Here is a 22,063-nt window from a genome sequence, read left to right on the forward strand (position 1 = left end):
CGCGGCTCACGCCATGGGCAGGAAGGTGAGCCATGACCCGTTGTCCTTGATTTGCGGGGTGAAGGGACCGTCTCCAAAGGACGGGACACCCACAGCGTTGGTCGGGGCCTTGACGGGGACCCCCAGAGAGTTGGCCATGTGCTGGATCACTTCGGGCTGAGCCGCCCCGGAATGACAGGTGAGCATTCGGACAGGCTCGCCATTGTAGCCCGGTATTCGATTGATCGTGTCCAGGACATGATTGGGATGAACGGTGTGTCCGCCTGCTCGCTGTCCCGCTCGGTTAACCTGGCCGGCGACCATCCGGCCATCAGTCGTGCCGTGAATGATGACGTCTTGGTAACCGGGCAGTCGCTCCGCGACGTCAAAATTCCGGAGAGTTGCCGGATCGTATCCGATGGCAGTTGCCCCTGGTTTGTGATAAATGGGCATGTCGGACGGCAGGGCGTCGTCGGCTCTTCGGCCGGGTGGACCGACGTGGGGAGAGTCCGCTTTCCACCATCGACTCTTTCCCATCATGCTGAACAGCGCGAAACGTACGTTTTTCAGGTTGCGTACGCCATTGGCGAGGTTCTTCAGACCGCCACCGATGCCACCCATGGCGCCGGCACCAAGAGCTTTCAGCCCGCCCGCCTTCCACAGTTTGCCGAGCTTGGCGAGGCTGGTGAAGCCCTTGGTGGCGGGTATGCAGTCCAAGGCGGCCCATAGGAGATCGCCCCAGCCCGCCTCACCCTTGATGACTTTTCTTATCGTGTCCGCCATCACGACGAGCGCCGCAGCGAAGACCAACCAGCCCAACGGGCCGCCCACGATCATCACGATGATCCCGACGATCGTCACGACCCACTTGCAGATGGTGACGATCTCGTCCCAGTGGTCGGAGACCCAGTCGCCGATCTCCTCCCACCAGTGCCGGTTGGGGATACCGGCGTCGGAGGCCTCCCGGAGTTTGGCCACCGTCCGGCGGGCGGCCTCCTCGCGCAGCCCCTTCGCCTGGCCGGCGAGCTTCTTGGCCGCGTCGAGCGCGCTCTGTGCGCTCTCCATGTTCCGCTCGGCCGCCGCCTGGCGGGCCTTCGCGTGCTGGGCGTCACGCGTGGCGCGGCGGACGTCGGCCTCGTCGGGCTTGGGGACGTCCTTGCCGGCGTTCTTGGCCGGGTCGTACGAGTCGGTCTTCTCGGTCGCCCTGCGCACCCAGTCCTCGGCACCGGTCAGCGCCGTCTGCGCGGTGGTGAGTTCCTCGCGGGCCTTGCGCCCGTCGCGCAGCGCCTTGTCGGCCTTCTCCTGGGCATCCTGGAGATCGGGCCAGAAGGTGGCCAGCGCGTCGCCCGCCAGGCCGTACGACTTCTTCAGCTTGCGCAGCTTCTTCGGGGCGTCCTCGAACTCCTCGGCGAACACCGTCGCCGTCTTGCCCGCCCAGGAGAGGATCTCCTCCTCCTTGGCGATGCCCTTGAGGTCGCGCAGCACGTCGGACACGTCGTCGGCGAAGTCGTTCAGGGTGCCGGCGAGTTTGCGAATGCGGTCCGGGTCGCCCGGCGTCGGGTCCTTGTCCAGGTCGAGTACGTACCAGTCCGCCGGCCTGTGCGACACCGTGTTCTCCCCCGTGCCCGTGCGATGCCCTCGCGTAGAACGCGCGTCTGAACTTATCGCACCCGATCGGGGTCCCGGTCAGACAGTGGTCCTCTTGAGGCTCTGTATGAGGGCGGCGAAAGATCCGACCGGGATGGTGACTGTGCCCCGGGAGGGCGCCTTCGAGTCGCGTATGGCTATGCGGGTGTGCAGGGCTGCAATCTCCGGCGTTCGAAAGCGCTCCAGTTGGGACTGGGCGTCAAGGAATGCCGTGCCGCTGGGAGAGTCGCGAAGCACGGTGTCCAGCTGAGGGAGGGGCCCACCCACGTGCATCATGGCGGCGCCGGCGCCGGCGCCGGCGAAGTGATCGGTGTCGAACGGGATGACCCGCACCGTGACGTGTTCCCTCTCCGACTCGTCCAGGAGCCTGCGCAGCTGTGCTCGCGACACTCCGCGGTCGCCCACGCGGATGCGGAGCGCGGCTTCGTGGACCACGGTCTCGTAGGCTGCTGGAGCGTCGCGCTCGATCACTGCACGGCGTCTGAGGCGATGCTCCACGCGTGGACTCAGCTCGCTGTCCGGCAACTCCGGGACCATGTAACCGAAGACCGCGCGTGCGTAGTCGGGCGTCTGCAGCAGTCCGGGGACATGAGTGATCATGACCTCGTGCAAGAACGTCGCGTGGTGTTCCAGCTCGGCGACGTCCAGGAACACTGGTGGCAGGACTCCACGGAACTCCTCCCACCAGCCCTGAGTGCGATCGGTGGCCATCGCCACCATGGCGTCGACCAGGGCTTCGTCGGCGCAGGCGTAGTGAGCGGCCAGCCGTCGTACACGCGCCTCGCTCGCCCCGGCGAAGCCTGCCTCAACCTGACTCATCTGGGCCGAAGTCGAGCTGATCAGCCCCGCCACCTCTCGCGCCTTCAGCCCGGCGGCCTCCCGCAACCTGCGCAGTTCCGTACCCAGACGTACCTGCCGCGCCGTCCTGACCATGACGGCTGCGGCGATGCCACCGGCCTCCCCCTTCCGAGCAACGGAGTTCCCCATGCCCGAAACCGAGCCCGCCGACCCGGCCGCCCCTGGGAGTACACCCTCTACATCCCGAACGAGCCGCGCGCCGTCACCGTCTGCCGCCGCACCCTCCGGCTCATCCTCACCATGCACGGCCTCATCCGCCTCGTGGACACCGCCGAGTTGCTCGCCACCGAGCTGGTCTCCAACGCCGTACGGCACACGAAGGGGTCCGCCGCGCTGCGGGTCGGGGCCTGGGACGCCGACCCGGGGCCTCGCGCTCGTGCGGGCGTGTGCGGACCTGTGGGGGCGGCAGCCGCTGGCCAGGGGCGGGAAGCGGGGCAGTACGTGTGGTGTGACCTCGTCGCGGCATAGCTCGTTGATCGCGTCGTACAGGAGGGAGAGCTGATGGTCGGCTCGACGCACGAAGCGCTGCACTGGGTCTTTCAGAAGGACCCGGCGCTGCTGACGCGGGCGTTTCAGAAGGTCTTGCACGTTCCGTTCCCGGAGCCGCGTGACTTCGCGGTTCTGAATGCCGACGTCACGGAGATTGAGCCCGTCGAACGGCGCGTGGACACGCTGATGCGGGTGGAGACGGCCGAAGGGGCCTACCTCCTCGTCGTCGAGGCGCAGGGGAAGAAGGACGAGAGGAAGCGCGGCAGCTGGCCCTATTACCTCTCGTATCTGTACGAGAAGTACCGGTGCGAGCCGGTGCTCGTCGTGATCACGCAGAACAGTGCGACGGCGCGCTGGGCGGCACAGCCCATCCGGCGGGGGCTGCCCGGCTGGGACTCGATGACCGTGCGGCCACTGGTGATCGGTCCGGACAACGTGCCGGTGATTGCGAATGAGCGAGAGGCCGAGAGGGACGTTCCGCTGGCCGTCCTGTCGGCCATGACACACGGGCGTGGTGCCGAGGCCGCCGCCATACTGGAACCGCTGGCTTGCGCTCTGCGGACCGTCGACGGTGACAGTGCGGCGGTCTTCGGACAGCTCATCGAATCGTGCCTGGGCGATCCCCGGGCCAAGGACCTCTGGAGGGACCTGATGTCGGAGATCCGCTACTTCTTCAACAACCCGGTGGCCGAGAAGGTCCGTGAGGAAGGCCGGGTGGAGGGCCGTGTCGAGGGGCGTGAGGAAGGGCGAGCCGAGGACCGCTCCGAGATCACGCTGGAGATTCTGGAGTGGCGCGGTGTCCCGGTGAGTGGCGCAGTGCGGGAGCGGGTGCTTGCCTGCACCGATCTGAACCAGCTCAAGGTCTGGTCCCAGCGGGCCGTTCATGTCACGCGGGCGGAGGATCTGTTCAGCGGTGGGGGCAGCTGATGCCCAGGGAGATCCGCTACTTCTTCGACAACCCCGTGGCGTTGCAGGTGCGTGAGGAAGGCCGGGTGGAGGGTCGGATCGAGGAGCGCGCCAGGATGACGCTCCGTATTCTCGAATGGCGAGGCGTTCCGGTGTGCTCCGTCCTGCGAGAGCGCGTGCTCGACTGCTGGAACCTCGACCAGCTCGAAGTCTGGGCGCGGCGTGCGCTGACCGTGGAGCGGGCCGAGGAACTGTTCAGCGGTTGATGGACTGGATCTCCTGGACTTCCATGTCCTGGGTCGTCTCGAAGGTGCCGTCCGGCAGGTCGCCCTGGGCGCCGTCGGTGCCCTCCCAGGAGATCTCCCAGGTGAGCGAGGCATTCAGCTGGTACGGCTCGCCGTTCGACGCGCGGAGGTAGCGGATACCGCAGGGCGGGGTCTGGTCGGCCTTGCCCTTCGTGTACGGCGTACCGATGGAGCCGTCGGCGTTGATCTCGCAGTCGCCGGAGGCGGGGAAGGTCTCGGCGTCGGCCGTGCCGGGTTCCAGGTGGAGGGCGACGGGCTTCGCGGTCGTCTCCGCCCACAGCCCGGTGCCCGGCAGCTCGGCGCGGACCTTGACCTCCTTGAAGGTGCCCTTGTCGAGCCAGACCCAGGTGGGCAGGTTCACCGTGGACTTCGTCTGCGGCCTCAGCTCGACCTCCGTCTTCGGTACGTCGATCTGGTCGTACGCGTAGGCGGCGAGCGTCTCGGGAGTGGGGGCGTGTTCGTCGTCCGGGATCGTGCCGGCGTCCTGCCAGAACATGACGCGGCCGCAGTCCCATGCCTTGGTGTCGTGCTCGTGCCCCTTGCGGACCACGCTGCGCCAGAACATCCCGTCCTTGCCCACGTTGTAGTCCTTGTAGCCCTTGGCCATGGTGTTCTTCGACGAGTTGATGTCGAAGTTGTCCTGCTCCTCGCCCTCCTCGTAGTGATCCACGAAGATGCCCGAGGTCCAGAACTCATGGGCGTTCACGGCACCCAGGCCGCCGTTCTTCTTCAGGTCCGCGACCGCGGACTTGAGCTGTTCGGGAGTGAACACCGGCTCGTACCAGCAGACGGGCGGTTCCCAGTCGGGGTCGACGGAGGTCAGCTCCTCCATGGAGCCGCTGCCGGTCCGGCCGTCGGGGTAGGTGAGCTGAATCCTGGACTGGGAGACCGACGACAGCAGGGTGCGGCCGTTCGCGTCGCCCTTGGGGCTCTCGTCGGCTGGAGGCGTCGTGGTGTTGCCGGGGGTGCCGTTGGCATGGGCCGCCGGGGCCAGGCCTCCGATCATGGCGATCGACAGAGCTGCGGACGACCAGTAGAGGCGGCGACGCGCGGTCATCCCTTGCACTCCTTCACCCGTCCCTGCACCTCGATCTGCCGCGCCTGCCACACCGCCGCCGACGCCTCGGAGGGGCTCATCAGCAGGCTGAACTTCTGGTAGCTGTCCAGGTTCTCCTCGGTGTAGTTGACCTTCCCGGTCTTGACCTTCTTGCTGTAGAACTTCGCCTGGTTGCGGCAGAAGCTGACGAGCACCGACTTGCCCTCACCCACGGGGTCGATACTGGCGTTGAAGTACCGGTCGTCTCCGGTGACCGTCCAGCCGTCCTTGACCCACGCCTCGATCTGGGACTTCGCGTATTTCTCGGCGCCGCCGGTCGAGTAGAACTGATACGCAGGGTCGTTCGGATCCTGCTGCGCGATGCCGTGGTCCAGGGCGCGGATGTAGTTCGCGGCGTCCTCCAGGGCTGCGGCCTGCTCCGCGTCCGACGGCCTCTCGAAGTCGAAGACCAGCTTCAGATCCTCGGGCAGGCTCACGTCCGGCCGGTCCACGTCGGCCGTGCCCGCCGCCGAGGCCGACGGAGAAGAGCTGCTCGCCCCCGTCTCCGCCCCCTTGATGTCGTCCGGGGACGCGTCGTCGCCGTCTCCACCGCAGGCGGTCAGGAGCAGGGTCGCCGTTGCGGCGAAGGTGGCGGCGGTCATGGTGAGGGCGCTGCGGGCCACTGGTGTTCCCCCCGGGATACGGCGTGTGCGGCAGGAAACGAAGCTATCAGGGGTGCGTGCGCGGCCTCTGACCGGTTTTCGGGGATTGTGTGCGGAGTGTGAAGGGCGTGCTCGCAGAAGCGGGCAAACGGCGTGAAGGGGGCGGACGTTGTGATGCGGGACTCCCTCGCCCCTTCGCCGCCCCCGGTGGGAGTCCATAGGATCTCGGTAGGCTCAGCACACCCCTCTTGCCGGACGCCCCCGCGGCTTTTGCCGCCCACGACCACGACCCAGGACTTGGCCCATGCCGCGACGCCGCACCACCAGCTCGTCAAGCTCGACGGCTCCCTCGGCACCGAGAAACCGCACGCCGCAGCCCGTGCGGGTGCGGCGGCGGTCGTTCGGGGACTTCGTCAAGGCGTTCCTTGCCTTTGTCGTGCTGGCGGGGCTGGTGGTCGGGGTGCCGTTGGCGCTGGCCGTGACCGCGGGATGGCCGTTCCCGGGTGGTGCGCCGAGCCTCGACTGGCTGCAGCGCGAGATCACCGTGCAGACCTTCCTGCACATCCTCACCGTCATCGTCTGGCTCGCCTGGGCGCAGTTCACCGCCTGTGTGCTCGTCGAGGTCAAGGCCGCGCTGTCCGGCGTCGGGGTACCGGGGCGGGTGCCGGGGTCGGGGCCCAGTCAGTTGCTCGCCCGGCAGCTGGTCGCCGCCCTGCTCCTCGTCGGCGCCACCGCGGCGAGCCTCACGCCGGGGCTGTCGCAGCTGGGGCAGAGCCTGGAGGGGAACCAGAGGCCGTCCGTCGCCGCCGCCCAGCAGACGCCGGGGATCTTCGCCCAGCAGCAGGAACAGGCGGCCGCCACCGCCAACGCCCTGGCCGAGCAGGCGGGACAGGCGGGCCAGGACGCCGCCCGCGCCGACCGCGGCTCCTCCGCAGCGCACGGCGACACGAAGTACTACCGGATCCAGCCGCCCGAGGGGCGTCACCACGACTCCCTCTGGGAGGTGGCCGAACGGCACCTCGGTGACGGGCGGCGGTACAAGGAGATCTTCGAGCTCAACAAGGACCGGGTGCAGCCCGACGGGTCCCGGCTGTCGGAGGCCTCACTCATCCGGCCGGGCTGGATCATGGAGATGCCCGGCGACGCCCGTGGCGGCGAGCTGGTCGAGTTGCCCGACGAGGCGCCGAACGTCTCCGAGCAGGTGCAGCAGCAGATCGGCGACTACGCCCGGACCGGGGACCACGCCCAGGGGAGTGGCGGTGGCGACGCCCAGGTCTCCCTGCCCGAGCAGCGGCCCGCGCCCACGCCCGCCAACCCCGCCAACCCCGCCAATCCCGTCACGCCCGTCACACCCGCCACTCCCGCCACTCCCGTCCCCGGCACGGGTCAGGAGCACGCCACCCCCGCCGCCGGACAGGCCGGGGACTCCTTCGGGCTGCCCGAGGCGCTGCTCGCTTCGCCGCTGCTCGCCGCCGGTCTCCTCGGTGCCCTCGGGCGACGGCGCCGGCAGGCGATGTGGCAGTCGGCGCTCGGCGCGGTCGGCGGACGGCGCGGCATGGAGCCGCCCACGCCGACCGGCGACGCCCAGGACGTGCAGGACGCGCTGCTCGTCGGCGCCGACCCCGAGGGCGTACGCCTGCTCGACCGGTCGCTGCGCGGGCTGGCCGCCTCCCTCACCGCCGAGTCCCGCCCGCTGCCCGTCGTCTACGCCGCCTGGATGAGCGGCAACGGCGATCTGCACCTCCAGCTCGCCCAGCCGGCCGGGAAGCCGCCCGCCCCGTGGCAGCAGGGGCAGGACCAGACCTTCTGGATGCTGGCCCGCGCCGGCGCCGAGGGGTACGAGGAGGCCGAGACGGCCGCGCCGTATCCCGGGCTCGTCAGTCTCGGCACCATGGACGACTCCCGGCTGCTGCTCAACCTGGAGGCCGTGCCCGGCATCGTCTCGCTCGGCGGCACCGAGGCCGACCGGGCCGCCGTGTTCGCGTCGGTCGCCGCCGAACTGGCCACCAACGGCTGGTCGGACCGTATGACCATCACCCTGGTCGGGTTCGGGGACGATCTCACGCCCCTCGCGCCCAACCGGATCCGCCATCTCGACGGGTTCGAGGACCTCTTCGAGACCATGTCCGCCGAGACCCGTCAGCGGCGCGGCGCGCTCGGTGCCGCCGGGCACGACTCCGTGCTCACCGGCCGCACCGGGCCCGCGCAGCACACGCGCTGGGCCCCGCACCTCGTCCTGCTGGCCGCCCAGCCCTCCGACGACGACGCGCTCAGGCTCGCCGAACTCGCCGCCGACGCCGGTCGGCTCGGCATCGGCTACCTCGTCGGCACCGAGGGCACCGACCTGCCCGGTGCCGCCTGGGAGATGGAGATCACCGGCGAGGGCCGCCTGCTCGCGCCGCTGCTCGGGCTCGAACTGGACGCCCAGATGCTGCCGGCCGCCCAGCGGCGTGCCGTCGTCGAGCTGTTCACCGACGCCGATCCCGGCTCCGGCTCCGGCCCCGGCCCCGGCTCCGATCCCGAGGGCGGGCCCGGCCGGCCGCCCAACGCCCCGCCGTTCCTCGTCGACATCAGCGAGCAGGGGCGGCCCGCGGTGTACGCCCGCCTCGTCGGGTCGTACGAGATCATCGGCCTGGACACGCCCGACGGTGAGCGCAGCGCCCTGCTGCACGAGGCGCTGGCGCTGCTCCTGCTGCACCGCGAGGGCGTCCACCCGCGGGTGCTGTCCTCCGCGCTGTGGCCGCGCGGCGTGACGGCGGACGTGCGCGACGCGCTGCTGGAGCGGCTGCGGGCCTGGCTCGGCTCCGACCCGGACGGCACCCCTCGGCTCGGCACCGACGCCACCGGCCGGCTCACCCTCGCCAAGTCCGTCGTCTCCGACCTCGACGTCCTGCGCTCCCTCTACTACGAGGCCACGCAGGGCCGGGGCGTCGGCAGCCGCCAGGTGCGCGGGCGGCTGCTCACCGACGCGCTGGTGCTGGTGCGCGGGCCGCTGCTCGCCGACCGGCCCGAGGGCCGCTACCGCTGGCTCACCCACGAGATCGTCGACGCCCAGCTCCCGCTGCTCGTCGCCGACACCGGGCTGGCGCTCTCCGAGTTCCACCTGGAGAAGAACCGCGCGGAGAAGGCCATCGAGGCGCTGACCGCGGCGCTGCGCACCGCCCCCGCCGACGAACGCCTGTGGCACGAGCTGCTGCGCGCCACGCACACCACCGGGGACCCCGGCCGGCTGCGCGCCCTCGCCGCCGACCTCGTCGCCCGCAGCGGGGCCCGCGGAGTGCCGCCGCGCACCGAGGCGCTGCTCGACGAGCTGCTGCCGACCTGGCGCGAGGGCGTCGCCGCCGCCGGATGAGCATCAACACCGCCGTCGATACCGCGCTGGACAGCGCCGTCGACATCGATCTCGTGGTCGTCCTCGTCGCCGCGCTGTGGGGCGCGGCGACGGGCGCGTTGCTGCCCCGCGCGGCCTACCGGTTCTCCGCCCCGTCCGGGGAGGCCTGGCGCGAGCGGTGCCCGGACGGGCACCCCGTACCCGGCTGGCTCGGCCGGGCCCGGTGCGGGCAGTGCCCGGCCGACCAGGCGTCCTACGGCCCGCGCACCGCGTCCCTCGCCGTCGCCACCGCCCTCGTCTGCGCCGCGCTCGCCGCCGCCACCGGGACCCGGCCCGAGGTCGCCGTCTGGCTGCTGCTCGCCCCGGTCGGCGTGCTGCTGGCCGTCGTCGACCTGAGGGTACGGCGGCTGCCCGACCCGCTCACCCTGCCGCTGGCCGGGGCCGCGCTGGTGCTGCTGGGCCTCACCGCGCTCGTGCCCGAGCACGCGGGGGAGTGGACGACCGCCCTGCTGGGCGCCCTCGCCCTCGGCGCCGGTTACCTCGTGCTGTTCCTCATCAACCCGTCCGGCATGGGCTTCGGCGACGTCAAGCTCGCCCTCACGGCCGGTGCCGTCCTCGGCTGGTACGGCTGGCCCACCCTGATGCTGGGCACCTTCGCCGGGTTCCTGCTCGGGGCGCTGTACGGCGGCGCCCTCCTAGTCGCCCGGCGTGCGCACCGCAAGACGGCCATCCCCTTCGGGCCCTTCCTCATCGCGGGCGCCTTCCTCGGCGTCCTGGCCGGGGCCTACGCGGCCTGAGCACGAGTGCGCCGAAGGGCTGGCGTACGCTGGTCGCGTCCGTCCACAACCCTTACGAACCTTGCGAAAGGGACGCCGGTGACCGAGAAGGCCGACCTTCAGCCCATCCTCGACCGCGCCGCCGCCGGTGGGCGGATCACCCCCGAAGAGGCGCTCGTCCTCTACCGCGACGCCCCGCTGCACGCGCTGGGCGCCGCCGCCGACGCCGTACGCAGGCGCCGGTACGCGGGTACGGAGCACATCGCGACGTACATCATCGAGCGCAACATCAACTACACGAACGTGTGCGTCACGGCGTGCAAGTTCTGCGCCTTCTACGCGGCCCCCAAGGACACCAAGAAGGGCTGGAGCCGCGACCTCGACGACATCCTGCGCCGCTGCGCGGAGACGGTCGAGCTGGGCGGCACGCAGATCATGTTCCAGGGCGGCCACCACCCGGACTACGGCGTCGAGTACTACGAGGAGCACTTCGCCGCCATCAAGAAGGAGTTCCCGCAGCTCGTCATCCACAGCCTGGGGGCGAGCGAGGTCGAGCACATGGCGCGGATCTCGAAGGTGTCGGTCGAGGAGGCCGTCACCCGTATCCACGCCGCCGGACTCGACTCCTTCGCCGGTGCCGGTGCGGAGCTGCTGCCCGAGCGGCCGCGCAAGGCCATCGCGCCGCTGAAGGAGTCCGGCGAGCGCTGGCTGGAGATCATGGAGATCGCGCACGGGCTGGGCGTCGAGTCGACGTCCACGATGCTGATGGGCACCGGCGAGACCAACGCCGAGCGCATCGAGCACCTGCGGATGATCCGGGACGTGCAGGACCGCACCGGCGGCTTCCGCGCCTTCATCCCGTACACCTACCAGCCCGAGAACAACCACCTGAAGGGCCGCACGCAGGCCACGCTCTTCGAGTACCTGCGGATGATCGCCATCGCCCGGCTGTTCATGGACAACGTCGCCCACATCCAGGGCTCCTGGCTGACCACCGGCAAGGAGGTCGGCCAGCTCTCCCTGCACTACGGCGCGGACGACCTCGGCTCGATCATGCTGGAGGAGAACGTCGTCTCCTCCGCCGGGGCCAAGCACCGGTCCAACCGGCTGGAGATCATCGACCTGATCCGCAAGGCGGGGCGGGTCCCGGCGCAGCGGGCCACCACGTACGAGCACCTCGTCGTGCACGACGACCCGGCGAACGACCCCGTCGACGAGCGCGTCGTCTCGCACATCTCCTCCACGGCGATCGAGGGCGGCACGGCGCACCCCGAGCTGAAGCTGCTCGCCTCCAACTGAGGCCGCCGTGCTGACGATTCACGTCGCCGAAGCCTCGCCCGAGACGGCCGTGGTGGTCGACGGTGCGCAGCTCGCCGCCGTCGGCCCGTACGAGGCGCTGGCCGCCGGCCACCCGCGGGCACGGGTGCGCCGGTGGCCCGGCATCCTGACGCCCGGACTGCTCAACCCGTACGGCCCGGAACTGCTGGAGCAGGCGTACCACCCCGACCCGCGCGAAGCGGACCGGCTGGGCACCGAGCCGGTCTTCGGGCAGCGCGCGCTCGCCCTCCTCGGTGCGGACGCGTCCGCGCGCGGCGCCAGCGCGCGCCGAGGGGTACAACGCATGCTGGCGCACGGCACGGTCGCCGTCGCCGGAGAGCTGCGAGGCCGTGCGGCCCTGGACGCGGTGCGCGGGGCGGGGCTCGCCCTGGCGGGGCGACCGGCCACCCTGCCCGGGCCCGCGTCCCTCTCGCCGGTGCCGCTGGTGCTGCTGCCCGGGCTCGCTGCCGGGAAGCCCGCCCGGTTCGCGGTGTTCGACGTACCCGACCGGGCCGCGCTCGTGCGGGAGGGCGCGTCCACGTGCGTGGCCACCGTCGTGGGCGGCCGTCTGGTGTACCGGGCGCGCTGACCGCGCGGTCCGGCGGGGCTCGTCCGCGACGTGCCCGGCCTACGCGCCGAACGCCGTCCCGAACGCCCCGTCCTTCTGCTCCACGCCGCTGCACGTGGTGAGCGCGTCGGTGGCCGACGCGCCCTCGGCGCATTGCACGTCCCGGAACGCCGCCCACATCGACACCCAGGCGATGCCCTTCTCCTCGGCGAAGGCGCGGACCTCGGCGGCGTCCGCGAGGGTGAACGTCTCACCGGCGACGTCGTTGACGCCGAGCATCGAGGTGAGCGCCATGCCCCGCCAGGCGTCCGCGTCGGACGTGCCGAAGACCTTCCTCAGCTGGGTGTGCGCGGCCTTCGCCGAGGCGAGCGCGTAGTCGCCCATGTCGGCGGTGTACGACTCGCCGTAGTTCATGGTCATGAGGTTGACCGCGGAGACCTGTACGCCGTGGTCGTTGGCCGACGCCAGCAGCGCCAGGCCGTCGGTGTCCAGGCCCGTGGGCATCACCGGGAGGGTGAAGGAGACCTCCAGGCCGTCCCGTTGCTCCTGGAGCAGCGCGATCGCCTCCGAGCGCAGGGCGACGGAGCCGGCGTCGGTCAGCGCGTCGCCCTCGATGTCGAAGTCCGCCCGCGTCGAACCGGCGGCGTCCAGGGCGGTGCCGTACGCCGCCGCCAGTGCGGAGGCGCTGTCGCAGGCCGCCGCCAGCTCCGTGCCGGAGGCGCCGCCGAAGGAGACGCGGACGGCGGCGCCGGACTCCCTCAGCTTCTCGACACGGGAGGCGACGGAGGCGTCGTCGATGTCCTGGACGCCGTTCCAGCGGGGGACGCAGCCGTCGCCGGACGAGACGCCGGACGAGATGACGAACGCCAGGTTGTACGTCGTGGGGGAGCCCGCCGTGTCGGTGGCGGCCGCGGTGGTGGCACTGACGTAGGGGGCGTATGCGGTGGTCGGCCCGGACGATGCCGACGGCGATGCCGACGGCGATGCCGACGGCGATGCGGGGGCCGCGTCGGTGGTGCCGTCGTCCTGTCCGGCGCAGCCCGCGGTGGCCAGGGCGAACAACAGGGCGCACCCGGCTGCCGCGGTCCGGTGAACCCTCATGGGCGCACTCTCCCGTTCTCGTCCAATGTCGTCGTCGGACCAGTGAAGGTGGCACGCGTTCCTGGGTCTTCGCTGAGGAAAGAGCGCCGTTCGGTGCCGTCTGCCAGGAAACGGACAGGAACGGCCGCTTTTCACCGGGACCTCTCAAGGAACTGCCAGTTCGCGACAGACAAGGCTCCCTAACGTCCGGGGCATGCGATCCGAGCCTGTCACCGCCTCCCGAGCCGCCACGCGCGGTCGTCGTCGCAAACGCGGCACCGCGCCCGCCGACGGGCCCGTGTTCGTCGACAGCACCGGACGCCGGGCCCGGCTGCTGCGCCGGCTGGGTCTGCTGGTGGGAGCCGTGTGCGTCGGCTACACGGCCGTCCTGGGCCTGGCCTTCATGGGCGTCGGCATCTCGGTCAACCCGTCCTCGCTGCTGCCCTTCGGCGTCGGCGGTGGTGGCGGCCCGGAAGGGGGCCCGGAGGGCGGCCCGGGTCCCGGCGGCGGTACGCGTCCGCAGGGCGGCGGCGTCGCGCCCACGGGCGTTCCGCCGAGCCCCGCGCCCTCCGTCTCGCCCAGCACGGTCCCCAGCACCGCCGCCACCACCAACTGACCGGACGCCCTCACCCTCATGACCACACCCACCACGCCCACCACACCCCCCACCCCGCCCGCGCGGGGCCGCCGCCGCGCCCCCTCCCGGATGGAACGGGCCGCCGGCCGGGCCGCCGCACTGCAACGCCCGCGCGTCCTCCTCGCCCTGCTCCTCCTGCTCGCGCTGACCTGCGTGATGCTCCTCGACGGCTATCTGCGCGCGGAGGTCGGCGGCGACCAGCGCGTACGCACCGGGGCCTCGGCGAGTGACGTCCCCGACGACGTGCTCGACGGCGGGCCGATCCTGTCCTTCCCCGGCGGACAGGCCACCACCGTCTCCGTCCCGGACAAGACGATCGTGCTGACCTTCGACGACGGCCCCGACCCCACCTGGACGCCCCAGGTGCTGGACATCCTGGAGAAGTACGACGTGCCCGGCACGTTCTTCCTGGTCGGCTCGATGGTCTCGCGCCACCCGGGGATCGTGCGGGACCTGGTCGAGCAGGGCAACGAGGTGGGCGTCCACACCTTCACCCACGTCGACCTCTCCTACCAGAGCCAGGCCCGCGTCAGCCGCGAGATCGAGCAGACCCAGCTCGCCCTGGCGGGCGCGGCCGGCATCACCACCACGCTGTTCCGGGCGCCGTACTCCTCCCAGACGGACGCCATCGACAACTACAGCTGGCCCGTCTACGAGAGCCTCGGCGCGGACGGCTACACCAGCGTCTTCGTCGACACCGACAGCGACGACTGGAAACGGCCCGGCGTCTCGAAGATCGTCGAGTGGGCCACGCCCGAGGACGACGAGGGGGCCTCCGTCCTCTTCCACGACGCCGGTGGCGAGCGGTCGCAGACGATCGAGGCGCTGCCGAAGTACATCGAGAAGATGCGGGCGAAGGGCTACACCTTCACCACGGTCAGCGGTGTCATGGCCGATCAGCAGCCCACCGGCGCCGGTCCCGCCGGCGAGCAGGGCCTCCAGGCCGCCCACCACGAGGCCACCGGCGCGACCCTCTACGAGGGCAAGGCGCTCGTCGCCGCCGTCGCCGTCGCCGAGTGGACGGTCCCGGCGCTGTCGGTCGGGCTCGTGATCGTGGGCGTGGCCGTGATGGGCCGGTTCGCGATGATGCTCGTCCTGGCCCGCCGCCATCACCGGCAGCGCAACAGACGCCGCTTCAGCTGGGGCCCGCCGGTCACCGGCCCGGTGAGCGTGATCGTCCCGGCGTACAACGAGAAGGAGTGCATCGAGGCGACCCTGAGATCGCTGGCGCGCAGTACGCACCCGATCGAGATCATCGTCGTGGACGACGGCTCGACGGACGGCACGGCCGAGATCGCCGAGTCCCTGGGGCTGCCGGGCGTCCGGGTCGTGCGGCAGGCCAACGCGGGCAAGCCCGCCGCCCTCAACAACGGCGTCCGGCACGCCCGGTACGACATCGTCGTGATGATGGACGGCGACACCGTCTTCGAGCCCGACACCGTACGGCACCTGGTGCAGCCCTTCGCCGCCCCCTCCGTCGGCGCGGTCGCGGGCAACGCCAAGGTCGGCAACCGGCGCACCCTCATCGGCGCCTGGCAGCACATCGAGTACGTGATGGGCTTCAACCTCGACCGGCGCATGTACGACCTGCTGCGCTGCATGCCGACCATCCCCGGCGCGATCGGCGCGTTCCGGCGCGAGGCGGTCCTCCAGGTGGGCGGCATGAGCGACGACACCCTCGCCGAGGACACCGACATCACCATCGCCCTGCACCGCGCGGGCCGGCGGGTGGTCTACGAGGAGCACGCCCGCGCCTGGACGGAGGCGCCGGGGTCGCTCGGCCAGCTCTGGTTGCAGCGCTACCGCTGGTCGTACGGCACGATGCAGGCGCTGTGGAAGCACCGCCGGTCCCTGACGGACAAGGGTCCCTCGGGCCGATTCGGGCGGGTCGGGATGCCGCTGGTGGTGCTCTTCCAGGTGGTCACGCCGGTCTTCGCCCCGCTCATCGACGTGTTCACGGTGTACTCGATGCTGTTCGTCGACTTCCGCGCGGCGCTCCTCGCGTGGCTCGCGGTGCTGGGCGTGCAGCTGGTGTGCGCGGCGTACGCCTTCCGGCTCGATGGGGAGAAGTACCGGTACCTGCTGATGATGCCGCTCCAGCAGCTGGCGTACCGGCAGATGATGTACCTCGTCCTCATCCACTCCTGTGTCACCGCCCTGACCGGCGGGCGGCTGCGCTGGCAGAAGCTGAAACGGACCGGCGAGGTGGGGACGCCGGCGGGGACCGGCTGATGGGGGCGCACAGCAGGGGCGCCGCCCTGCCGGGCCCCGTACGCGCCGTGCGGGGTGAGGAGGGTGCCGCCCCGGCGGCGCGGGACCGCTACTTCGACACCCTGCGTGCCCTCGCCCTCGTCCGGGTCGTCGCGTACCACGCCTTCGGCTGGCCCTGGGCCGGGCTGGTCTTCCCGTCCATGGGGATCATGTTCGGCCTGGGCGGCACCCTGATGGCCCGCTCGCTGCGGCGTCCCGCCGCCACGGTGCTCAGGAACCGGCTGCGCCGTCTGCTGCCGCCGTTCTGGTGCTGGGGCCTGTTCGTGGTGGGCGCGATGCTGGCGCGCGGCTGGATGCCGGGGTGGCAGATCGTCTACTGGGTCGTGCCGCTCGGCGACCCGCCGGGCAGCGCGTGGGGCGAGCAGGCCTGGGAGATCCTCTGGTACCTCAGGACGTACCTGTGGTTCGTCCTGCTCTCCCCGCTGCTGCTGCGGGTCTTCCGGCTCGCGCCCGTGCCGGTGCTGCTGCTGTCCCTCGCCCCGATCGTGGCGTTCCAGTTCCTCTGGCAGCCGCCCGAGAACCGCTTCGGTACCGGGCTGCTCGACCTCGCCACGTACCTCTTCTGCTGGATCCTCGGCTTCGCGCACCGCGACGGCGTGCTGGGACGGGTGAAGCCGGCCGCGGTCGTCGTCCTGTCGCTCGCGGCCCTCGCCTGCGGCGCCTGGTACGCCTTCGCGCACCGGGCCGAGTACGGCACCTACGACCTCGACGACGTCCCGCTCGCGCAGGCCTTCTGGTCGGCCGGGTTCGTGACGCTGCTGATGTACTCCAAGGCGCGGCTCGGGGTCGACTTCTCGGGGCTGGTCCGGCTGCGGCGGCTGGACCGGCTGGTCACGGTGTTCAACGCCCGCGCGGTGACCGTCTACCTCTGGCACGAGCTGGCCCTCGTCCTGGCCGTGCCGCTGATCGACCGGTGCTGGGACGTGCCCGCCTTCGAGGCGTACCTGCCGCTGGAGAGCCAGTGGTTCCTGCTCGGGGTGGGCTGGGTCCTGATCGCGGTGTTCGTGCTGCTGTTCGGGTGGGTGGAGGACGTCGCCGCGCGGAAGCGGCCGCGTCTGCTGCCGTGAGCCCGTCGGCGGCGGCGGGGGCCGGTGCTGCAACAATGGGCCCGTGACCCGCGCTTCCCTGAACAAGCAGCCGCACGAAGTCGCCTCGATGTTCGACCACGTCGCGGAACGGTACGACCTGACGAACGCCGTGCTCTCGCTCGGCCAGGACCGGGCGTGGCGCAAGGCGGTCGCCCAAGCCGTCGACGCCCGCCCGGCGCAGAAGGTCCTGGACCTGGCGGCCGGTACGGCGACCTCGTCCCTCCCCTTCGCCCGCACCGGCGCCTACGTCGTCCCCTGCGACTTCTCCCAGGGCATGCTCCAGGTCGGCAAGGAACGGCACTCCTGGCTGCCGTTCACCGCGGGCGACGCGACGCGGCTGCCGTTCAAGGACGACGTCTTCGACGCCGTCACCATCTCCTTCGGGCTGCGCAACGTCCAGGACACGGACGCCGCGCTGCGCGAGATGTACCGGGTGACGCGGCCCGGCGGCCGGGTCGTCATCTGCGAGTTCTCGCACCCGACCTGGGCGCCGTTCCGCACCGTCTACACCGAGTACCTGATGCGCGCCCTGCCGCCGGTGGCCCGCGCGGTGTCGTCCAACCCCGACGCGTACGTCTACCTCGCCGAGTCCATCCGGGCCTGGCCCGACCAGCCGGCGCTCGCCGCGCGGCTGGGCGAGGCCGGCTGGTCCAGGGTGGCGTGGCGCAACCTGACGGGCGGCGTGGTGACGCTGCACCGCGGCTTCAAGACGAGCTGAGCGCGGCGCAGCAGGACGGCGGTTCCCCCCGGCTCCGACGGTGGTCCTCCCGGCCCCGGCGGCGGTGCCCCCGGCTCCGCCAGCTCCCGGCGGGGCCCGCCCGGCGGAGGACGCGGCACGCGCGGCTCGCGGATGCCCCCGCCGCCCTCACCCTCGCCGAAGTCGAACCACACGTACACCACGGACTCGCGCGGCACCTGAGCGCCGGGCCGCGGGTACTGGCGTACGACGTGGTCGACGACGGCGGTCCGGAGATCGGGCCGGTCCGGCGCGTACAGGGACAGGCCCTGGACGTGGGCGGTCTCGTACGCGTCCACGGCCATGAGGCCGACCAGGCGCGGTACGCGGACATCGGGCTTCTCGGATACCGGTCGCACGGACGTCACCCCCAGCGGTACCCGGCAGGGTAGCGCCGCCGCGCACCGCCCGGAAGCGTCAAGTGGCTGACTGTGACACCCGGTTACCCTGAGTCATGTCGGGGTTCCGCTGCTGGTGCAGGTCGAGGCGGTAGCAGTGCCCCCGCTGCTCGGAGGACGGGATCGTGAAGACCTCGGCGAGCCGCATGCCCAGCCGCTCCGTGACCGCGATGGACCGGGCGTTGCGCGCGTTGACCATCGCGACCACTTCCGCCACACCGGCACCGCGGACCCGCTCCAGCGTCTGCCGCGCGGCCGCCGTGACGTACCCCCTGCCCCAGTGCGCCCGGCCGAGCCGCCAGCCGATCTCGATCTCGCCCTTGGGGCCCCAGTCCCCCGGCCACGGCTGGGCGCCGGTGAACCCCATGACCCGCCCGGACTCGTCCACCACGGTCCACAGGCAGAAGCCGTGCTCGGCGTCGTGCCGGCGCTGGCGGGCGGTCAGCTCCTCGTAGACGGACAGCTCCGCCGCCCTCCCGCCGTGGAACTCCATGACGTCCGGATCGTCGAAGATCCGGTGCCAGGCGACGGCGTCCTCGTCGGTGGGGACGCGCAACCGTACAACGGGGAGAGGTCGCTTCACTGGGCAGCCCTTCAGCCGGGTGGTCGGTGACGCTGAATAGACTGCCCATGACCAGTGCCGGTCGGCACGCAGATTCCGAACTTGGGGAGATCCCGCCGTGACCGTCGAGACCGAGCCGCTCTCCGAGAACACCGCCGACGTCATCGTCGTGGGCGCGGGGCCGGCCGGCTCCACGACCGCGTACCACCTGGCCAGGTCGGGACTGGACGTCCTGCTCCTCGAGAAGACCGCCTTTCCCAGGGAGAAGGTCTGCGGCGACGGCCTCACCCCGCGCGCGGTCAAGCAACTCGTCGCCATGGGCATCGACATCTCCGAGGAGGCCGGCTGGCTGCGCAACAAGGGCCTGCGCATCATCGGCGGCGGCTCGCGCCTCCAGCTGGACTGGCCGGATCTCGCCTCCTTCCCCGACTACGGACTCGTCCGCAAGCGCGACGACTTCGACGAGCAGCTCGCCCGGCAGGCCCAGAAGGCAGGCGCCCGGCTGTACGAGCGCTGCAACGTGGGCGCGCCGATCGTGGACGACCGCACCGGCCGCATCACCGGCGTGCACGCCAAGCTGGGCGAGGACAAGCGCGAGGTCACCTTCCACGCGCCGCTGGTCGTGGCCGCCGACGGCAACTCCACCCGGCTGTCCCTGGCGATGGGCCTGCACCGCCGCGAGGACCGCCCCATGGGCGTCGCCGTCCGCACCTACTTCACCTCGCCCCGCCACGACGACGACTACCTGGAGTCCTGGCTGGAACTCTGGGACCGGCGCGGCCCGCAGGACCGCCTGCTGCCCGGCTACGGCTGGGTCTTCGGCATGGGCGACGGCACCTCCAACGTCGGCCTGGGCGTCCTGAACACCTCCGCCGCCTTCAAGGAACTCGACTGGCGCGAGATCCTCAAGGCCTGGTGCGCGTCCATGCCCGAGGACTGGGGCTACACCCCGGACAACATGACCGGCCCGATCCGCGGCGCCGCGCTGCCCATGGCCTTCAACCGCCAGCCCCACTACACCAAGGGCCTGCTCCTCGTCGGCGACGCCGGCGGCCTGGTGAACCCCTTCAACGGCGAAGGCATCGCCTACGCCATGGAGTCCGGCCAGATCGCCGCCGACGTCGTCGTCCAGGCCCACGCGCGGGCGACGCCGGCCCAGCGCGAGATCGCCCTGCAGCGCTACCCGCGCGTCCTGAAGGACACCTACGGCGGCTACTACAACCTGGGCCGCGCCTTCGTGAAGCTCATCGGCAACCCGAAGGTCATGCAGATCGCGACCCAGCGCGGCCTCACCCACCCGATCCTGATGAAGTTCACCCTGAAGATGCTCGCCAACCTGACGGACCCGACGGGCGGCGACGCGATGGACCGCATCATCAACGGACTGAGCAAGGTCGCGCCGAAGGCGTGAGGCCGGTCAGGCGGTGAAGGCCGCGGCGTTGGCGGCCCGGCGCGCGAAGACCTCCTCGCGCCGGTCCGCCGACTGCCGCAGCGCCGCCTTCCGCTCCCGGCCGGAGAGCCGGTCCAGGTAGACGTGCCCGTTCACGTGGTCGGTCTCGTGGGCGAGGCAGCGCGCGAAGTAGCCGGTGCCCTCGACGAGGAGCGGCGCGCCGTCCTTGTCCAGGCCGCGCACGACGGCCCGGTCGGGCCGCGGTACGGCCATGACGGCGCCCGGCACGGACAGGCACCCCTCGCCCTCGTCGAGCAGCCGGCGCGCGGCCGGGTCGAGGGCTTCCAGCACCGGATTGACGATGTGCCCGACATGTCGGACACCGTCGTCGTCCGGGCAGTCGTAGACGAACAGGCGCAGGTCGGCCCCGACCTGATTGGCCGCCAGTCCGGCCCCCTCCGCGACGTACATCGTGCGGAACATGTCGTCGATCAGCGCGGCGAGGTCGGGCCCGAACTCGGTGACGTCCCGGCACGGCCGGTGCAGCACCTCCTCGCCGACCTCGGTGACGCGCCGCACCGCTCCGCGCCGTGCCTCGGGCGCGAACGGGGGGTAGGAGGCGGTGGGCCGCCCCTGGACGAAGACACTCGGCATGACGTTCTCTCCTTCGGCTCGTGGACGGGCCGGTGGGAACCGGCCCGCGCGCCGAGCATGCCAGGAGAGGACGCAGGGCCGCAGCCCCCGAGCGGCTGCGGCCCTGTCGCGCGTGTACGGGTGGGTGCGCGGCTTACAGCACGCGCACCGCGCCGCTCGGCGGGTCGTAGGAGAGCGGCTTCTCCACGACGCCCGTGGAGGAGTTCTGCGCGCCGACGAACATGCCGCCGCCGACGTAGACGCCCACGTGGTACGCGCTGCCCGCGCCGCCCCAGTAGAGGATGTCGCCCGGCTGGAGGTTGTCCAGCCCGACCTGGGTGCCGGCCGTCGACTGCGCCTGGGAGACGCGGGGCAGGCTGATGCCGACCTGCTTGAAGGCGGCCTGCACGAGACCGGAGCAGTCGTAGGCGGACGGGCCGGTGGCGCCGGAGACGTACGCCTTGCCGACCTGGGCCTGCACGAAGGAGACGACGGCGGCGGCCGAACCGGTCGCCGTGGACGAGCCGGTGCTGCTGCCGGTGTCGGTGCCGGTCGAGGAACCGGTGTCCGAGGAAGCGCTCAGGGTGGTGCGCTCGGCGGCGCGCGAGGCGCGCTCGGCGGCCTCCTTGCGCGCGGCCTCCTCGGCCTTCTTCTTGGCCTCCTCGGCCTTCTTCTTGGCCTCGGCGAGGTCCGTCTTGGCCTGCTTGGCGGCCTTGGCGGCCGCCGCGTCACGCTCGGCCTGCAGCTGGTAGCTCGCGGCCGCCTGCTGCGTGACGTCCGCGGACTGGGCGACCTGAGCGGCCAGGTCGGCCGTCAGGGTGGGCAGTTCGAGGGTCTGTGTCACGGGTTCGGCCGCGTGGGCCGCCCCCGACGCACCGGCCACTGCCAGGGTGCTGAGGACGCCACCGGCAACTCCGGTCCGCATCGCGATCGTCGACGCGCTGCGGCGGGGCTTCCGGTGGCTGCGTATGTGAGCGGTGTGGGACATAGGGACAACCGGTATCAGTAGCTCCTCCATACCTTCAAGAAACGTGTGCTGCGCCACAGTTGTTCAATCGGGCCACCGAATCCCGGGCGTGTCGCTCTTTATTGACGCCGTAACGGACATTGCGGACGGGCTGTAACCGGCCTGTGATCACGGTCTTTGATCGTTACGCCCGAATTGCCCCGCGCTTACCACTTGTTGGGACACTTGGCCAAGCCCGGTTCTCAGACGCCTCTCATGAATGTGGCGCAGGTCACGGAACGGTTACCCCGGCGCACGCGTCCGTCGCGTGCGAGGCGCCGGCCGCGTCGCCCGCACGCGCTCGTGAACGCGTGCACGTGTCCACATCGCCCCCGGCGCTCCCCCTGACGTGTGAACGCCTCCTCTATCAAGGGCTCCCGTCCAGCGC

19 protein-coding genes and 2 pseudogenes are annotated in these 22,063 nt (G+C 71.4%); 12 read left to right on the forward strand and 9 right to left on the reverse strand.

The window, feature by feature from the left end:
- Positions 1-6: 6 nt before the first annotated feature.
- Positions 7-1,587: a putative T7SS-secreted protein gene (locus ACFV9J_RS00980; protein WP_385347941.1), complete on the reverse strand. Its 1,581-nt coding sequence runs from the start codon at positions 1,585-1,587 to the stop codon at positions 7-9.
- Positions 1,588-1,665: 78 nt separating this feature from the next.
- On the reverse strand, positions 1,666-2,559 hold the full coding sequence (locus tag ACFV9J_RS00985) for a Scr1 family TA system antitoxin-like transcriptional regulator (RefSeq protein WP_385348852.1): 894 nt from the start codon (positions 2,557-2,559) through the stop codon (positions 1,666-1,668).
- Between the two features lie 52 nt (positions 2,560-2,611).
- Here ACFV9J_RS00985 and ACFV9J_RS00990 point away from each other — a divergent pair.
- From ACFV9J_RS00990 to ACFV9J_RS01000, 3 genes and pseudogenes are all read left to right on the forward strand, one after another.
- Positions 2,612-2,952 (forward strand): annotated as a pseudogene (locus ACFV9J_RS00990) (ATP-binding protein).
- Between the two features lie 33 nt (positions 2,953-2,985).
- Positions 2,986-3,900: a hypothetical protein gene (locus tag ACFV9J_RS00995; protein ID WP_385347944.1), complete on the forward strand. Its 915-nt coding sequence runs from the start codon at positions 2,986-2,988 to the stop codon at positions 3,898-3,900.
- On the forward strand, positions 3,900-4,145 hold the full coding sequence (locus ACFV9J_RS01000; protein ID WP_385347947.1) for a hypothetical protein: 246 nt from the start codon (positions 3,900-3,902) through the stop codon (positions 4,143-4,145). Before ACFV9J_RS00995 ends, ACFV9J_RS01000 begins: the two co-directional genes overlap by 1 nt.
- Here the strand turns inward: ACFV9J_RS01000 and ACFV9J_RS01005 are convergent.
- Together ACFV9J_RS01005 and ACFV9J_RS01010 are read right to left on the reverse strand one after the other, a co-directional pair.
- On the reverse strand, positions 4,135-5,241 hold the full coding sequence (locus ACFV9J_RS01005; protein ID WP_385347949.1) for a hypothetical protein: 1,107 nt from the start codon (positions 5,239-5,241) through the stop codon (positions 4,135-4,137). The genes ACFV9J_RS01000 and ACFV9J_RS01005 overlap by 11 nt on opposite strands.
- Positions 5,238-5,903, reverse strand: a complete 666-nt coding sequence (locus tag ACFV9J_RS01010; RefSeq protein WP_385347952.1) for a hypothetical protein — start codon at positions 5,901-5,903, stop codon at positions 5,238-5,240. The genes ACFV9J_RS01005 and ACFV9J_RS01010 overlap by 4 nt, the downstream gene beginning before the upstream one ends.
- 283 nt (positions 5,904-6,186) lie before the next feature.
- On the opposite strand from ACFV9J_RS01010, the gene ACFV9J_RS01015 reads away from it, so the two are divergent.
- The 4 genes from ACFV9J_RS01015 to ACFV9J_RS01030 all read left to right on the forward strand — a co-directional run bounded on the left by ACFV9J_RS01015 (position 6,187) and on the right by ACFV9J_RS01030 (position 11,895).
- On the forward strand, positions 6,187-9,234 hold the full coding sequence (locus ACFV9J_RS01015; protein ID WP_385347955.1) for a BTAD domain-containing putative transcriptional regulator: 3,048 nt from the start codon (positions 6,187-6,189) through the stop codon (positions 9,232-9,234).
- On the forward strand, positions 9,231-10,010 hold the full coding sequence (locus ACFV9J_RS01020) for a prepilin peptidase (protein ID WP_385347958.1): 780 nt from the start codon (positions 9,231-9,233) through the stop codon (positions 10,008-10,010). Before ACFV9J_RS01015 ends, ACFV9J_RS01020 begins: the two co-directional genes overlap by 4 nt.
- Positions 10,011-10,088: 78 nt before the next feature.
- Positions 10,089-11,288: a cyclic dehypoxanthinyl futalosine synthase gene (mqnC, locus tag ACFV9J_RS01025; protein WP_385347961.1), complete on the forward strand. Its 1,200-nt coding sequence runs from the start codon at positions 10,089-10,091 to the stop codon at positions 11,286-11,288.
- A gap of 7 nt (positions 11,289-11,295) precedes the next feature.
- Positions 11,296-11,895: a hypothetical protein gene (locus tag ACFV9J_RS01030; RefSeq protein ID WP_385347964.1), complete on the forward strand. Its 600-nt coding sequence runs from the start codon at positions 11,296-11,298 to the stop codon at positions 11,893-11,895.
- A gap of 39 nt (positions 11,896-11,934) precedes the next feature.
- Here the strand turns inward: ACFV9J_RS01030 and ACFV9J_RS01035 are convergent, their stop codons facing one another.
- Complete coding sequence (locus ACFV9J_RS01035; RefSeq protein WP_385347967.1) at positions 11,935-12,975, reverse strand: chitinase; 1,041 nt, start codon at positions 12,973-12,975, stop codon at positions 11,935-11,937.
- Positions 12,976-13,168: 193 nt separating this feature from the next.
- On the opposite strand from ACFV9J_RS01035, the gene ACFV9J_RS01040 reads away from it, so the two are divergent.
- From ACFV9J_RS01040 to ACFV9J_RS01055, 4 genes are read left to right on the forward strand one after another with little or no spacing between them, the layout of a single operon-like run.
- Positions 13,169-13,570, forward strand: coding sequence for a hypothetical protein (locus ACFV9J_RS01040; RefSeq protein WP_385347969.1), 402 nt, complete (start codon positions 13,169-13,171; stop codon positions 13,568-13,570).
- An 18-nt stretch (positions 13,571-13,588) separates the two neighbouring features.
- Positions 13,589-15,823 carry a bifunctional polysaccharide deacetylase/glycosyltransferase family 2 protein gene (locus tag ACFV9J_RS01045; RefSeq protein WP_385347972.1) on the forward strand — a complete coding sequence of 745 codons (2,235 nt, stop codon included), beginning with the start codon at positions 13,589-13,591 and terminating at the stop codon, positions 15,821-15,823.
- Positions 15,823-16,929 (forward strand): acyltransferase, encoded by a 1,107-nt coding sequence (locus tag ACFV9J_RS01050; RefSeq protein ID WP_385347974.1) that lies wholly within the window; start codon positions 15,823-15,825, stop codon positions 16,927-16,929. Before ACFV9J_RS01045 ends, ACFV9J_RS01050 begins: the two co-directional genes overlap by 1 nt.
- 43 nt (positions 16,930-16,972) lie before the next feature.
- Positions 16,973-17,668 carry a demethylmenaquinone methyltransferase gene (locus ACFV9J_RS01055; RefSeq protein WP_385347976.1) on the forward strand — a complete coding sequence of 232 codons (696 nt, stop codon included), beginning with the start codon at positions 16,973-16,975 and terminating at the stop codon, positions 17,666-17,668.
- Positions 17,669-17,727: 59 nt separating this feature from the next.
- On the opposite strand, the pseudogene ACFV9J_RS01060 reads toward ACFV9J_RS01055, so the two are convergent.
- Both ACFV9J_RS01060 and ACFV9J_RS01065 read right to left on the reverse strand, forming a co-directional pair.
- Positions 17,728-18,045: pseudogene (locus ACFV9J_RS01060) on the reverse strand (PASTA domain-containing protein); the annotation flags it as partial.
- A gap of 58 nt (positions 18,046-18,103) precedes the next feature.
- Entirely contained in the window at positions 18,104-18,667 is a 564-nt protein-coding gene (locus ACFV9J_RS01065) for a GNAT family N-acetyltransferase (RefSeq protein WP_385347979.1), read from the reverse strand.
- Positions 18,668-18,764: 97 nt separating this feature from the next.
- Here ACFV9J_RS01065 and ACFV9J_RS01070 point away from each other — a divergent pair, with 97 nt between their 5' ends.
- Positions 18,765-20,057, forward strand: a complete 1,293-nt coding sequence (locus ACFV9J_RS01070) for a geranylgeranyl reductase family protein (protein ID WP_003974386.1) — start codon at positions 18,765-18,767, stop codon at positions 20,055-20,057.
- 6 nt (positions 20,058-20,063) lie between these two features.
- Here ACFV9J_RS01070 and def read toward each other — a convergent pair whose 3' ends face one another.
- Together def and ACFV9J_RS01080 are read right to left on the reverse strand one after the other, a co-directional pair.
- Entirely contained in the window at positions 20,064-20,690 is a 627-nt protein-coding gene (def, locus tag ACFV9J_RS01075) for a peptide deformylase (RefSeq protein WP_385347983.1), read from the reverse strand.
- Positions 20,691-20,823: 133 nt separating this feature from the next.
- A complete protein-coding gene (locus ACFV9J_RS01080; RefSeq protein WP_385347986.1) occupies positions 20,824-21,657 on the reverse strand; it encodes a C40 family peptidase in 834 nt (277 codons plus the stop codon).
- Positions 21,658-22,063 lie beyond the last annotated feature (406 nt).

Source organism: Streptomyces sp. NPDC059906 (assembly GCF_042730645.1).
Taxonomy (GTDB): Bacteria; Actinomycetota; Actinomycetes; order Streptomycetales; family Streptomycetaceae; genus Streptomyces; species Streptomyces rubrogriseus.

What these genes read in the sequence shown, in the direction of transcription:
- ACFV9J_RS00985 (WP_385348852.1), bottom strand. Translation starts at nt 2,559, where the DNA reads ATGGTCAGGACGGCGCGGCAGGTACGTCTGGGTACGGAACTGCGCAGG.
- ACFV9J_RS00995 (WP_385347944.1), top strand. Translation starts at nt 2,986, where the DNA reads ATGGTCGGCTCGACGCACGAAGCGCTGCACTGGGTCTTTCAGAAGGAC.
- ACFV9J_RS01000 (WP_385347947.1), top strand. Translation starts at nt 3,900, where the DNA reads ATGCCCAGGGAGATCCGCTACTTCTTCGACAACCCCGTGGCGTTGCAG.
- ACFV9J_RS01005 (WP_385347949.1), bottom strand. Translation starts at nt 5,241, where the DNA reads ATGACCGCGCGTCGCCGCCTCTACTGGTCGTCCGCAGCTCTGTCGATC.
- ACFV9J_RS01015 (WP_385347955.1), top strand. Translation starts at nt 6,187, where the DNA reads ATGCCGCGACGCCGCACCACCAGCTCGTCAAGCTCGACGGCTCCCTCG.
- ACFV9J_RS01020 (WP_385347958.1), top strand. Translation starts at nt 9,231, where the DNA reads ATGAGCATCAACACCGCCGTCGATACCGCGCTGGACAGCGCCGTCGAC.
- ACFV9J_RS01035 (WP_385347967.1), bottom strand. Translation starts at nt 12,975, where the DNA reads ATGAGGGTTCACCGGACCGCGGCAGCCGGGTGCGCCCTGTTGTTCGCC.
- ACFV9J_RS01040 (WP_385347969.1), top strand. Translation starts at nt 13,169, where the DNA reads ATGCGATCCGAGCCTGTCACCGCCTCCCGAGCCGCCACGCGCGGTCGT.
- ACFV9J_RS01045 (WP_385347972.1), top strand. Translation starts at nt 13,589, where the DNA reads ATGACCACACCCACCACGCCCACCACACCCCCCACCCCGCCCGCGCGG.
- ACFV9J_RS01050 (WP_385347974.1), top strand. Translation starts at nt 15,823, where the DNA reads ATGGGGGCGCACAGCAGGGGCGCCGCCCTGCCGGGCCCCGTACGCGCC.
- def (WP_385347983.1), bottom strand. Translation starts at nt 20,690, where the DNA reads ATGCCGAGTGTCTTCGTCCAGGGGCGGCCCACCGCCTCCTACCCCCCG.
- ACFV9J_RS01080 (WP_385347986.1), bottom strand. Translation starts at nt 21,657, where the DNA reads ATGTCCCACACCGCTCACATACGCAGCCACCGGAAGCCCCGCCGCAGC.